At 57.4% G+C, this 12597-nt stretch carries 13 protein-coding genes; 3 read left to right on the top strand and 10 right to left on the bottom strand.

The window, feature by feature from the left end; all coding sequences use genetic code 11:
- Positions 1-17: 17 nt before the first annotated feature.
- Entirely contained in the window at positions 18-1193 is a 1176-nt protein-coding gene (gene dxr, locus Q0M74_RS00625) for a 1-deoxy-D-xylulose-5-phosphate reductoisomerase (protein WP_293950759.1), read from the bottom strand.
- Positions 1194-1492: 299 nt separating this feature from the next.
- Between dxr and Q0M74_RS00620 the strand changes: the two genes are divergently transcribed.
- Positions 1493-1921 (top strand): DUF2631 domain-containing protein, encoded by a 429-nt coding sequence (locus Q0M74_RS00620; RefSeq protein ID WP_293950758.1) that lies wholly within the window; start codon positions 1493-1495, stop codon positions 1919-1921.
- A 401-nt stretch (positions 1922-2322) separates the two neighbouring features.
- Here the strand turns inward: Q0M74_RS00620 and Q0M74_RS00615 are convergent, their stop codons facing one another.
- From Q0M74_RS00615 to rlmN, 3 genes are all read right to left on the bottom strand, one after another.
- Entirely contained in the window at positions 2323-3909 is a 1587-nt protein-coding gene (locus Q0M74_RS00615) for a hypothetical protein (protein ID WP_293950756.1), read from the bottom strand.
- 5 nt (positions 3910-3914) lie between these two features.
- The gene (locus Q0M74_RS00610; RefSeq protein WP_293950754.1) at positions 3915-4769 is read right to left on the bottom strand and encodes an ABC transporter ATP-binding protein; all 855 of its coding nucleotides are present in this window, start codon (positions 4767-4769) and stop codon (positions 3915-3917) included.
- 129 nt (positions 4770-4898) lie between these two features.
- Entirely contained in the window at positions 4899-6008 is a 1110-nt protein-coding gene (gene rlmN / locus Q0M74_RS00605) for a 23S rRNA (adenine(2503)-C(2))-methyltransferase RlmN (protein WP_293950752.1), read from the bottom strand.
- Positions 6009-6220: 212 nt separating this feature from the next.
- On the opposite strand from rlmN, the gene Q0M74_RS00600 reads away from it, so the two are divergent.
- A complete protein-coding gene (locus tag Q0M74_RS00600; protein ID WP_293950750.1) occupies positions 6221-6679 on the top strand; it encodes a lipopolysaccharide assembly LapA domain-containing protein in 459 nt (152 codons plus the stop codon).
- Between the two features lie 96 nt (positions 6680-6775).
- Here Q0M74_RS00600 and Q0M74_RS00595 read toward each other — a convergent pair whose 3' ends face one another.
- The 5 genes from Q0M74_RS00595 to rpsB all read right to left on the bottom strand — a co-directional run bounded on the left by Q0M74_RS00595 (position 6776) and on the right by rpsB (position 11365).
- The gene (locus Q0M74_RS00595; RefSeq protein ID WP_293950748.1) at positions 6776-7669 is read right to left on the bottom strand and encodes a phosphatidate cytidylyltransferase; all 894 of its coding nucleotides are present in this window, start codon (positions 7667-7669) and stop codon (positions 6776-6778) included.
- 156 nt (positions 7670-7825) lie between these two features.
- Positions 7826-8383: a ribosome recycling factor gene (gene frr / locus Q0M74_RS00590; RefSeq protein ID WP_293950746.1), complete on the bottom strand. Its 558-nt coding sequence runs from the start codon at positions 8381-8383 to the stop codon at positions 7826-7828.
- Between the two features lie 69 nt (positions 8384-8452).
- Entirely contained in the window at positions 8453-9184 is a 732-nt protein-coding gene (gene pyrH, locus Q0M74_RS00585; protein ID WP_293950744.1) for a UMP kinase, read from the bottom strand.
- A gap of 319 nt (positions 9185-9503) precedes the next feature.
- Positions 9504-10331 (bottom strand): translation elongation factor Ts, encoded by an 828-nt coding sequence (tsf, locus tag Q0M74_RS00580; protein WP_293950742.1) that lies wholly within the window; start codon positions 10329-10331, stop codon positions 9504-9506.
- A gap of 215 nt (positions 10332-10546) precedes the next feature.
- Positions 10547-11365, bottom strand: a complete 819-nt coding sequence (rpsB, locus tag Q0M74_RS00575) for a 30S ribosomal protein S2 (RefSeq protein ID WP_293950740.1) — start codon at positions 11363-11365, stop codon at positions 10547-10549.
- 391 nt (positions 11366-11756) lie between these two features.
- Here rpsB and Q0M74_RS00570 point away from each other — a divergent pair, with 391 nt between their 5' ends.
- Positions 11757-12302, top strand: coding sequence for a M23 family metallopeptidase (locus tag Q0M74_RS00570; RefSeq protein WP_366087611.1), 546 nt, complete (start codon positions 11757-11759; stop codon positions 12300-12302).
- On the opposite strand, the gene Q0M74_RS00565 is transcribed toward Q0M74_RS00570, so the two are convergent.
- The coding region (locus Q0M74_RS00565) for a tyrosine-type recombinase/integrase (protein WP_293950736.1) at positions 12277-12597 on the bottom strand (321 nt) is incomplete at its 5' end. The two genes, Q0M74_RS00570 and Q0M74_RS00565, sit on opposite strands and share 26 nt — an antisense overlap.

Genomic DNA, 12597 nt, shown 5'->3' with positions numbered 1-12597 from the left:
ACTGCCGCGCACTGTGACTATTTGGCCAGGCGATCAATCAGCTGGTTGGCCCGCATACGTGCCTCAACCTCGGTGGCCAGAATGTCATCGATGTTTGAGGATACACCAGCAAACTGGGAAGCCCCTTCAAGGATTTCCCCCACCACATCGACGATCTGCGGGAAGCGGATCCGTCCTGCCAGAAACGCTGCTGCCGCCTCTTCATTGGCTGCGTTGTACACCGCCGGGAACGTGCCTTTCTTCTGTGCCGCCTGGCGTGCCAACCGCACCGCGGGAAAGGCCTCATCATCCACCGGCTCAAAGGCCCAGGTGTGTGCCTGCGTGAAGTCCAAGGCATGCTGTGCACCGGTGACACGGTGGGGCCAGTTCATGGCCAGGGCGATCGGCAGCTTCATCGACGGTGGTGACGCCTGTGCGATGGTGCCTCCATCTTTGAAGGTGATCATGGAGTGGATGATCGACTGCGAATGAACAGACACATCAATCAGATCTGCATCGATATCAAACAACAGGGTGGCCTCAATCAGCTCCAGCCCCTTATTGATCAGTGTTGCGGAGTTCAAGGTATTCATCTGCCCCATTGACCAGGTGGGGTGCGCCGCCGCCTGTTCAGGAGTGACCTCCCACATCTGCTCCCTCGTCCAGCCGCGGAATGGCCCTCCAGAGGCGGTAAGCACAATGCGTGCCACTTCCTCCTCGGTGCCACTGCGCAGGCACTGCGCCATCGCTGAGTGCTCAGAATCAACCGGGATGATCTGCCCCGGTTTGGCCTGCGAGATCACAAAATCACCACCAGCAACAAGGGATTCCTTATTAGCAAGAGCAAGCTTGGCGCCGGACCGCAAGGTGGCAAGCGTTGCCCCCAGCCCCATCGATCCCACGAGCGCATTGAGAACAGTATCGGCCGGGTTGGTGGCCTGGGTGGAGTCCACCAGATCCTTTGCCGCATCAGCACCAGAAAGAACAGTGCCGCCCAATACTGCACTCACCGTGGCTGCGGCCTGTTCACCTGCCACAGCCACCTGCTCGGGATGGAGATTGAACTTCTGCGCCTGCTCAATGGCCAGCGCCGGGTTAGTGCCACCCACCGCAATACCCGCCAGGGTGAACAGATCCGGGTTATCTGCGATTACTTCCAGCGCCTGGGTACCAATGGAACCGGTGCTTCCGAGGATCAAAATTTTCTTAGTCACAGTGTCTAGTGTCGCATGAGGCACCAGACACTGGACAGCACTGAGGGCTTCCTGCCGGTGCTGCACTGGACAGATATGAGGAGATTCCCCTTCCAACTACACCCGTTTGGGGCGATACAAAGGGTGGGGTTATGGAAAAAGCCAGCAAGAGAACCCCATTACCGCAGCTGAGCGCGATGTGGGCCATAGTGGTTTTTTAGCGTCGCCAGGGGAAATGTGAGAACATGAACGAAGTAAAACCAAGTTCTGTAGGTGCGCTTCACGCTTGAAGGCGTGGTGTGCGAATGAAGGAGTATGACGTGGCTGGTTCCTCCCACAAGATTGAGCCCGAGATCTACAACGGTGTCTCCACCCTTGACGAGCCCTCGGCAGCATGGGGTTGGCACGACATCGGACGTAACGCCATCCAGATTTCTGGTTGGATCTCCGTCCTGTTCCTGCTCGGCATGAACTTCGGCAACCATAAGGGTCACGTTGAGACCATCTGGCTGTGTGTCATCGCTGGCCTGATCGCCATCGGCCTGCTGATCCACCTGTTTGAGCCAAAGCTTTCCCAGGTCCGCACCGTCACCTCCCGCAACAAGCCGGTTGGTCATGTTGAGCCAGACTGGACTTATGACCAGGCCACCCTCTCCGGCACCTGGGGTGAGCTAAATGACAACCAGCTGCGTTCCATCAACATTGATCCAGAGCGCGTTCGTCATCTGCGCCTGGAGGAGAAGAAGTAACACTTCTTCCACCAACGAACTCAAGGAGTCTGCTTTCATCGCAGGCTCCTTTTTCGTACCCTTTACACCCCACCGGAAGTCCCTCATCCACCCGGCTTCACCACTGAAGGATGTCTGCCCCTCTGTGGCTGTTGAAGGTGGTCACCCCCTGGAACTCCACCCCGAATGGTGTATCTGCGGCTGATCTCCCAAAGCCCCCAGGGTGCCATGGTCGAAACAATCTTCCTGTCCACCGGAGAACATGCTCAAGAACGTCATGATCCATATCTAGCTGGAACCAGCCGGCTGGTAGGAGGCACAACTGTAGGAAAGCACAGGGGAGGGTAGGAACACTTCCCTGCTATCCCCTTTGAGTTATTGCCCTGTATCACCATCATCTGCCCTGGCGGTTTTACATGGACCTAGCCCACATAACTTTTCACCTTGTCGAAGATTTCCGGCATGTGATGTTCCACCCGTGTGGAACAGACACGGATGGCCAGTGCATACAGCGCGCCGGGAAGCATCAGAGCCAGGATCTGACCAAGCACCATCATCCAGACGGTATCCGTGTTGTAACCCCAGAGTGTGAGCACAATACCGGGCAGGGAGGGAATCCATCCGAGCAGCATCGTGGCGAAGGCGGAGATGAATGCGGCACCGGAATATCCACTGCGATCACCCCAAGGGCTCGTGCCTGGTTTCGCTGTGGCGAATGGGTTGAATGTGGTGGTGTAGAGGGCGACACCTGCTGTGGTTGCGAGCATCCCGATCGTGAGTCCGATGATCAGCAGAGTGAGGACAAAGTTTCCAGACACCACCAGCGCGATGACCGCATAGAGCAGAAGAAAAACCACTGCCGGGGTCATCTGTGCCAGGTGTCGCCCCAGCAGCAGCGCACGTGCTGGCGCCCCGGAGACAATGTTGATCCAGGTGGAGGGCCCATCATAACCAAAGTCATTGGTGGCCACTGCGCCACTGAAAATGGCCATGAAGATCAGTCCCATGTAGATCATGAAGCTGTCGATGGTAAAACTCTGTACCAGGAAGATCACACCGAGCATGGGGAAGGTGATCATCGCAGCAAGCAATCGGGAATCCCTGACCAGATACAACAGGGAACGGGAGTACACAGCCCAGAAAGGGGTCCAGGGCAGGTTCTGGAAGAACAATGCACGCTTGTCCTGCGCAGAGGCGGCGGACTTCTTCTTGGTTTCGACTCCCCCACCACCATCCAGCGGAGCAGTCAGTGCCTTGGCAATGAAACCCCTCCACAACCAGAATCCTCCAGCCACATAGAGCAGGCTCAGCACAGCAAAGACCGCGGCCATCATCCACTGGCCGGCCACAGCTGCCTCAATCGCACCTGCGGTGGAAGCAAACGGGGTCCACCGGGCAATATCACCGAAGGTGTCAAGGTGTGCGGCAGATCCCTGGGAGGCAAAGAGCTGATAGGCGATGATGAGCACCATGAACCCGACGGAAGCATATAGGCTCATCCGTTCCTTGCTGCCACGGGATGAGGTGGCAGATCCGAGGGAACTGATGAGTTCACCCAGCAGCAGGGTCATGATCAGGGCCAGTGCCAGCATCACCCAGACCACCGGGATCATCGCTGCCGGGTAGAACACTGAGGCAACTACACCGGTGGTCACGGTGCACACCAGGGCTATGATTCCCCGTGACTGCATGAGTGTGGCAATGGCCAGTGCGGGCATGATCTTGCTTGCTTCAATGGGCATCACTGCCAGAGCAGCAGGGTGTATCTGCCCTTCTCCGGAAGGCCACATGATCGCTGCGATGACATAGGCGATGGTTCCGGTAGCCACCACACCGGCCAGCATTCCTGTTGTGCCTTCGGATAGCCCCATGCCCAGCATCACCATGAAACTGAACAACCCGATCAGTCCATAGATCACCACCATCGCAATCATGACGATAGCGGCGCTATTGCCTGCCACCGTGCGTCTCCACAGGGTGGCTTGAAGTTTGAGAAGCGTTCTGGTCATGGTTTCTAACGCTCCCCTTCGGCACGTCCGGAGTTATCGCTGCCATCACCAGCACCATGTCCACCGCCGAGCCAGGACAGTGATCCCTCCCCCAGTGCTGCCCCGCCGACAGCATCCACAAACACATCAGTCAGGGAACGGCCGGCACGAACCTGCTCGACGTGCCCAGCCACCACGACTCGGCCCCTGTTGATGATCGCCACGTGATCACACAGGCCCTCCACCAGTTCCATGACATGGGAGCTGAGCACCACCGTGCCTCCGGTTGCAGCAAAGTTGCGTAGAATTGACTGGATGAGACGTCCAGACACCGGATCAACCGCTTCAAGGGGTTCATCTAGGATCAGTACCTCCGGGTTATGGAGAAGAGCCTGGGCAAGCAGAATCTTCTTGGTCATACCTGCTGAGTAATCAACGATTCTCTTGGATCCTGCATCAGCCAATCCAAGTGCCTGCAGGAGTTCCGTGCTGCGCTGCTGCACCACCGCCTCATCCAGACCACGCAGGGCACCGACGTAGGTCAGGAGTTCCCGCCCGGAGAGTCGGTCAAAGATGGGTAGGCCATCGGCCAGCAGCCCCATGGATTGTTTGGCACGCAGGGGTTCTCGCCAGACATCAGCTCCGGCGATCCAGGCCGCACCATGGGTGGGGCGAATCAGGCCGGTGGCCATGGACAGCATTGTTGTCTTGCCAGCACCGTTGGGGCCGACGATGCCGTAGATTGCACCTCGTGGAATATCCAGGCTGATATTGTCCACTGCCGCCTGGGAGCCATACATCTTGGTCAGCTCCCGTACTGCCAGTGCCTGGTGTGTTGGATCCTTCAGGGGTATCCAGGAGGTTGGAGCATCGTCGGTCATGTCAGTGCAGTATCCTTCCAAAAAGCAAAAATCTCGGGCGGGAACAGCCCTTATCAAAGGGTGTGTTCCCGCCCGAGACTACCACTGCACAAGGATAATCAACGTGAAGTTAATTATGACTTGTCGTGCTTATTTCTTCTCTTCGTTTTCTTCAGCAGCCAGCTGGCCACAGGCCGCAGCGATTTCCTGGCCCTTGGTGTCACGCACAGTGCACGGAACACCCTTGGCGATGACACGGCGGACGAACTCGTCCTGACGATCCTTAGGCGATGCGTCCCACTTGGAGCCCGGGGTCGGGTTGAGTGGAATGAGGTTGACGTGAACGCGGGATCCGAGTGCCTTGTGGAGCTTCTCCCCCAGCATGTCGGCACGCCAGTCTTGATCATTGATGTCGCGGATCAGCGCGTACTCAATGGAGACACGACGACCGGACTTGTCCGCGTAATAACGTGCGGCATCCAGTACCTCGGCCACGGACCAACGGTTGTTCACCGGCACCAGTTCATCACGGAGTTCATCATCCGGGGTGTGCAGGGAGACAGCGAGGGTGACAGACATGTCTTCGTCGGCAAGCTTACGGATCGCCGGTGCCAGTCCCACGGTGGAGACGGTCACACTGCGCTGGGACAGTCCAAAGCCGGCTGGTGCTGGCTGGGTGATCTGACGGACCGCGGAGACCACCCGCTTATAGTTGGCCAATGGCTCGCCCATGCCCATGAACACGATGTTGGACAGACGTCCGCCTTCAGCATGCATGGTGGCTGCCGCGTTGCGGACCTGGTCCACGATCTCACCGGTGGAGAGGTTACGGTCCAGTCCGCCTTGCCCTGTTGCGCAGAATGGGCAGGCCATTCCGCAGCCGGCCTGGGAGGAGATGCACAGGGTGGCTCGATCTGGGTAGCGCATGAGCACTGATTCCAGGAGGGTGCCGTCGTGGAGCTTCCAGAGGGTCTTCTGGGTGTTCTCATCATCGGCTTCCACCACACGCAGGGGTGACATCAATGTGGGGAACAGTGCGTCCTTGACCTGCTGACGTGCTGTCTCAGGCAGGTCAGTCATAGTCATCGGGTCAGCTTCAAGCCGGCCGTAGTAATGGCGGGCAATCTGATTCAATCGGAATTTTGGCAGGCCAAGTTCAGAAAGCGCCTCAATCCGAGCTTCGTCGGAGAGGTCTGCAAAGTGAGCTGGAGGCATACCGCGTTTAGGGGCAGAAAATACCAGTGGTAAGGGTGTAGCCATAATAGTCCCTATTGTTGCACGTGGGAGGGTAAACAGTCTAACTTCAGCGGGAAGGATCACCGCTGGCCAGAGGGTGTGATCTATTCCTCGGCCGTATCGGTGGGCGATGGGTTGCGGTGGTGCTTGATGACGCACCCTCCCGTAAATCAACTATTCGATATCAATAGTAAGAATATGTAGCGAAAATGCCCGACTGGTAGTTCAATGAAGCTATGACTAACCACCGAGCACACACCAACGATCCACATCCGGAGCATGGTGCCGACCCTGCTCTCGACCCCTATATCCAGGATATCCCTGATGCAGGGCACTCCCCCACATCTGTTCCTGCTATCCGGGAGGAGACTCCGGTGCAGGTCGAAGCCGAAACTGTCAGTGAACCAACGCCTCCCAAACAGGAGGCACCGCCTGCAGCCACCAAGACCCTGGCTGGTGGAACCTGGGTGGCCCTCATCGTAGGTGCGCTGTTGTTGATCGCGCTGCTTGTCTTCATTCTGCAGAACCAGGCCTCGGTGGAGATGAATATCATCACCTGGACCTTCGAGATCCCTGCTGGCATCGCCTATCTCCTGTGTGCCATCGCCGGAGCACTCATCATGGCCATGGTCGGTGGCGTGCGCATGTTTGAATACCGTCGCCGGATCAAGAAGATGCGGAAGGCTCTCGCCTGATAGCCCCCTTCCGTTAAAGCATTCAAGGCCTCCCTTCCCCCGGTTTTCACTCCAGGGAAAAGGAGGCCTTGTCTGTTGTGACTTAAGGGTTGTGTGTCAGCCGGCGTAGGAGCTGCTGACCACGCTGAGAATCAGCCAGGTGACCATCGCTGACGGCAGCATGCCATCAAGACGGTCCATGATTCCACCATGACCGGGGAGCAGGTTGGACATGTCCTTAATCCCCAGGTCCCGCTTGAACTGGGATTCCACCAGGTCACCCAGGGTTGCGCAGATAACCAGGCAGATACCCAGCAGCACCCCCAGCCACCAGTGGTGTGCCAGGAGGAAGTGGACTGCGAGTGCGCCGACGATGGAACCAAAAAGGATGGAACCTGCGAAGCCTTCCCAGGATTTCTTCGGGCTGACTGCCGGGGCCATCGGGTGGGAACCGAAGAACACACCGAGGATATACCCACCGACATCTGAACCGATCACACAGAGCATGAAGGTCAGGATGAAGAAGGTGCCTGGGATGCTGTTGTTCTCCATGAGGGAGAGCATCGCAGCGAAACTGCCAAAGAGCGGGATCCAGGTGAGGGTGAAGATTCCCACGGAGGTATCACGCAGATAGTTTTTGGCTTCTTTCTCAGGCCCGTTGTAGAACACCCGGAAGAACATCAGCACTAGGACAGTAGCCACATAGGAGGCCAGGATGCCGGAAGTTCCAAAGGGCCAGGATGTCCAGACCATGGCCTGCCCACCGATGATCATGATCGGCATCGGCAGATGGTAACCGGCTTCCTTAAGCCTGCCGCCCACCTCCCAGGTGGCAACAGCGATGGCCCCGGCGACCAACAGGTACCAGGCCCAGGGGCTGAGCAGAATGCCGATGACGACCAGGAGGGCGAGCCCCACACTGACACCGATGGCTGCTTTTAGATCGCGGCCCGCGCTGTTTTTTGGTTTGGGCATCCGCATGGTCCGGTGATGTTGCTCCGGCTCACTCATGGGGGTTCTCCTCGTGGTTGTCATTATGATCGCAGATGTTGCCAGCTTTTTCTTCCTGGTGCAGGATTTCAGAGAAGCTGCAGACAGAAGAAAGCGTCGCTCCCTCGCCTCCTGGGACGATGAAACGACGGTTCTCAAGTGAACTGAAGAGGCCTTTTAAACCTCCATCAGTTCTGCTTCCTTCCTGGTGACAACCTGGTCAATCTGCTCGATGTAACGAGAGGTGACCTTGTCCAGCTCCTTTTCAGCAGCTGCTACCTCATCTTCGCCGAAGTCGCCGTCCTTCTGAAGCTTCTTCAGTTGCTCCATGCCCTTGCGGCGCACGTTACGGACAGCGATCTTGCCATCTTCACCCTTGCCCTTGGCCATCTTGACCATTTCCTTACGACGCTCCTCAGTCAGCTGAGGGATGGTCACACGCAGCACCTGGCCGTCGTTGGTGGGGTTGACACCCAGGTCAGAGTTACGGATGGCGTTCTCGATCGCCCCCATGGAGTTCATCTCATAAGGCTTGATCAGCAACATGCGTGGCTCAGGAACCGAAATACTGGCCATCTGAGTGATGGGGGTGGGAACACCGTAATAGTCGGCGACGACACGGTTGAACATGGCTGGGTTCGCGCGACCGGTGCGGATGGTGATTAGGTCCTCGCGGGTGTGCTCCACAGTGTGGGACATGCGCTCTTCGGACTCGAAAAGGATCTCGTCAATCATCAGATAATTCTCCTGTGCTTTCGCAGTTCAAGACTTCCTGCGGAAGCCGTGTTCTTTAAAGTAAATCTATCAGGACTCAACCAGAGTACCGATACGCTCGCCGTTCACCGCGCGGGCAATATTGCCTTCGGTCAGCAGGTTGAACACGAGGATCGGCATATTGTTGTCCATGCACAGGCTGAAGGCGGTGGCATCCGCAACCTTCAGTCCCTGCTCAATAACCTGCTTCGGGGTGATTTCGGTGTAGAGCTCCGCCTCAGGGTTGGTACGTGGGTCATCGCTGTAGACTCCGTCCACGGCCTTGGCCATGAGCAGAACATCGCAGCCGATTTCCAGTGCACGCTGTGCTGCAGTGGTATCAGTGGAGAAGTACGGCATACCCATGCCGGCACCGAAGATGACCACGCGTCCCTTTTCCAGGTGACGTTCTGCACGCAGTGGCAGGTAGGGCTCAGCGACCTGCGCCATGTTGATGGCAGTCTGGACACGGCACTCCACGCCGTGCTGGCCGAGGAAGTCCTGGAGTGCCAGACAGTTCATGACTGTACCGAGCATGCCCATGTAGTCGGAACGTGCACGGTCCATTCCGCGCTGCTGAAGCTCAGCACCACGGAAGAAGTTTCCACCACCGATGACCACGGCGATCTCGGCACCGCCCTTGGCAACCTCGGCGATCTGGCGAGCCACGTTGTCAACCACATCTGGGTCGACACCGACTTCACCTCCACCGAACATTTCACCTCCGAGCTTGAGCATTACGCGCTTGTAGCCGTTGCGGGGTTCTTCACTCGGGGTGGTCACCGTGGTGTTCTCCTTCGGTTCGTGGTGGGACAGTTCCATAGTGCTATGGGGGCCTGCCTGCCAGGTGGAAACCTATTTGAAAGCGTTCCCTATTTCTGGCAATTGATCTTACATTGTCTTTATCAAGTTGTTGGATCGGGTGGGGCCCAACTGAGTCTTAAGACTGGTTATGTGGCACGTGTTTCGGTGTCGACTGTGCGCACAATTCAGCCCCGCGCATCTGATGAAGATGATGCACGGGGCTGGTGTGGTTGGTCCCTGTCATATAACAGGGATCAACCATAATCAGGAACGCAGTGCCCTGAAGGTCTTTCTAGGCTTAAGCCTGGCCAACCTCGAAGCGAGCGAAAGAGGTGACGGTGGTGCCAGCCTCATCCAGAACAGCCTTGACGGTCTTCTTGGAGTCAGCGACGGAAGCCTGCTCCAGAAGGACGTTCTCCTTGTAGAAGCCATTCAGACGACCCTCGACGATCTTCGGGATAGCCTGCTCTGGCTTGCCCTCTTCGCGGGTGATCTGCTCAGCGATGGAACGCTCCTTCTCGATGACCTCAGCTGGAACAGCATCACGGGTCAGGTAGGAAGCGCGCAGTGCAGCAATCTGCATTGCGGTCTGACGTGCAGCGGCCTCAGCCTGCTCGCCTTCACCGGTGTAGGCAACCAGGACACCGACGGATGGTGGCAGGTCAGCGGAACGGTGGTGGAGGTAAACAGCAACGTTGTCGCCCTCAAGGGTGACAGCACGACGCAGCTCGAGCTTCTCGCCGATCTTGGCGGAGAACTCCTGCAGTGCGTCTCCAGCGGACTTGCCGTTGAGGTCAGCAGCTGCAAGCTCTTCGGTGGAGTTGGCCTTAGCAGCTGCTGCTGCCTCAGCGATCTCTGCGGCGAAGCTCTTGAACTCATCGTTCTTAGCAACGAAGTCGGTCTCAGAGTTGACCTCGATCATGGTGTTGCCGGAAACAGCGACGAGGCCTTCGGTGGCGTTGCGCTCTGCGCGCTTGCCGACATCCTTGGCGCCCTTGACGCGCAGGATCTCAACAGCCTTGTCGAAGTCGCCAGCGGACTCCTCCAGTGCCTTCTTGCAGTCGAGCATGCCGGAACCGGTGAGTTCGCGGAGCTTCTTAACATCCGCAGCGGTGTAGTTCGCCATTAGGGGGCGATCCTCCTTATGTATGGATAATTAATGCTTTACAAGCTTAGGTTAGGGCACATCGGCCCTGCCCGCCCGTACTCCCATGTGATCGTACATGCAATCACAGGAACACGGTGCGGAAATGGCTGCACGAGAAGCCCCCACGGCGTATGAAATTTATGTAAAAAGTTCCATCGCCGTGGGGGCTTCAAGCATCAGCGGAAAGTTACAGCTTATTCAGCTGCGGTCTCCTGCTTCGCCTCGGTTGCCTCAGGTGCGTCTGCAGCTGGAGCAGCCTCTTCGGTTGCTTCCTCAGCCTTGGTCTCACCTGCAGCCTCACGAGCAGCAGCCAGCTGGCGCTCCTCGCGTGCCTTCTTGCCCTCTTCCACAGCGGTGGAGATAACGCGGGACAGGAGTGCGGTGGAGCGGATAGCGTCGTCGTTACCAGGAACTGGGAAATCGACAACATCCGGATCACAGTTGGTGTCCAGGATGGCAACAACCGGGATGTTCAGCTTGTGAGCCTCGGAGACAGCGATGTGCTCCTTGTTGGTGTCGATGATCCACAGAGCGGAAGGGATGCGGGTCATCTCTGCGATGCCGCCGAGGACGCGCTCCAGCTTGGTGCGCTCGCGGGTCAGCATGAGGATCTCGCGCTTGGTGCGGCCATCGTAGCCACCCTCAGCGGCATCCATTGCCTGGAGTTCCTTCATGCGGCTCAGACGCTTGGAGACGGTCTGGAAGTTGGTCAGCATGCCGCCGAGCCAACGGTGGTTGACATATGGCATGCCAACGCGGTCTGCCTCAACCTGGACAGCTTCCTGTGCCTGCTTCTTGGTACCAACGAAGAGGACGGTGCCGCCGTGAGCAACAGTTTCCTTGACGAACTCGAAGGCCTGATCGATGTAGGTCAGGGTCTGCTGCAGGTCGATGATGTAGATGCCGTTGCGCTCGGTGAAGATGAAACGACGCATCTTCGGGTTCCAGCGGCGGGTCTGGTGACCGAAGTGGACACCAGCATCGAGAAGCTCTCGCATGGTTACAACTGCCATGGTAAGCCCCTTTCTTAAGTATTGAATTTCGGTTTTGGAAAATTTGTGCAGGTTTTGGTCCTGCACCCTAGCGATGGGCTCCATGAACAACACCCGAAAACTCTTTAAAGAGTTTCTGGGACCTGGTTGAACTGGACTTCTGACGCAAAGTTCAGAGTTTTCACCGCGCGTAGTCAATGGCTCTGTCACGCCAACCCGATTAAACGAGAGGGAGTTTTCAGGCACACTGCTGAGAACAGTTTACATACTTTGACCTGCATCCCCAAACGGTAGAAAACGGGCTGTGGACAAGTCTGGGTTGGCCTGTTCCCACCTGTCACACCTGCGCCATGTTCCACAGGCACACACTGAGATCGGTGACACAGGAGCACTGTTGATTGATCATCAAGATATGACTTCCTGGCTTAGCACATCCCACTACAGACAACACCACCTCCGAAACCTTCTCAAGGCTCTGATATTGGCCATCAGCTTATTGGTTGCCTGCTTGTTTTTCTCACCAAGTGCAGCAGCCTATGTAAATCCGGCCTCAGGATTACCCCGTGCCGGCATGATTCTGCGCCCTTTTGATAAGCCGGAGCACAATTGGTTACCCGGCCATCGCGGGGTGGATCTCCCCCTGGATATCGGTGCTGACGTGCTAAGCCCTGCCGATGGAGTGGTGGCTTTTGCCGGCATGGTCGTGGGAACACCGACGATATCGATCACCCACCCAGATGGGGTGAGGACCACCTACCAGCCGGTTCACACCATCCTCACGGTCGGGGAGGTGGTCGCTGAAAAGCAGATTATCGGGCGGCTAGGCCATCCCACCACCCCATACCCGGGGCTGCAGTGGGGTGCGAAGATCGGTGAGGATTACCTCAATCCAATCAGATTGCTACCGGCTCCGACCATCCGACTCAAGCCTCTCACGCCCGCGGGTGCGCCTGCCTGAAGGCATCAAGGAGACGCTGGGAGCTGACATGGGTATAGATCTGGGTCGTCTGCAAGGAGGAATGACCCAACATCTCCTGAACCTGCCGGAGGTCCGCTCCCCCATCCAGCAGGTGTGTTGCCGCAGTATGACGCAGGGAATGCGGGGAAAGATGGTCCACACCTGTGACCATGGCCGCCTGTCCGACAATGCGCCGCACCTGACGGGTATCAATGCGTTTACCGCGAACCCCGACAAAGAGGGCGTCATCTACCTTCGCCAGATCATCACGGACCTCCAACCACTCCCGCAATGC

This window comes from uncultured Corynebacterium sp., assembly GCF_945649885.1.
In the GTDB taxonomy this organism is placed as follows: domain Bacteria; phylum Actinomycetota; class Actinomycetes; order Mycobacteriales; family Mycobacteriaceae; genus Corynebacterium.
The sequence above is the reverse complement of the archived record's forward strand: the minus strand, read 5'-3'. Positions and strand labels throughout refer to the sequence as shown.

Coding starts and splice junctions, on each gene's coding strand:
- Q0M74_RS00600 (WP_293950750.1), top strand. CDS start 6,221: ATGACTAACCACCGAGCACACACCAACGATCCACATCCGGAGCATGGT.
- Q0M74_RS00570 (WP_366087611.1), top strand. CDS start 11,757: ATGACTTCCTGGCTTAGCACATCCCACTACAGACAACACCACCTCCGA.
- Q0M74_RS00615 (WP_293950756.1), bottom strand. CDS start 3,909: ATGACCAGAACGCTTCTCAAACTTCAAGCCACCCTGTGGAGACGCACG.
- tsf (WP_293950742.1), bottom strand. CDS start 10,331: ATGGCGAACTACACCGCTGCGGATGTTAAGAAGCTCCGCGAACTCACC.
- Q0M74_RS00610 (WP_293950754.1), bottom strand. CDS start 4,769: ATGACCGACGATGCTCCAACCTCCTGGATACCCCTGAAGGATCCAACA.
- frr (WP_293950746.1), bottom strand. CDS start 8,383: ATGATTGACGAGATCCTTTTCGAGTCCGAAGAGCGCATGTCCCACACT.
- Q0M74_RS00595 (WP_293950748.1), bottom strand. CDS start 7,669: ATGAGTGAGCCGGAGCAACATCACCGGACCATGCGGATGCCCAAACCA.
- rlmN (WP_293950752.1), bottom strand. CDS start 6,008: ATGGCTACACCCTTACCACTGGTATTTTCTGCCCCTAAACGCGGTATG.
- rpsB (WP_293950740.1), bottom strand. CDS start 11,365: ATGGCAGTTGTAACCATGCGAGAGCTTCTCGATGCTGGTGTCCACTTC.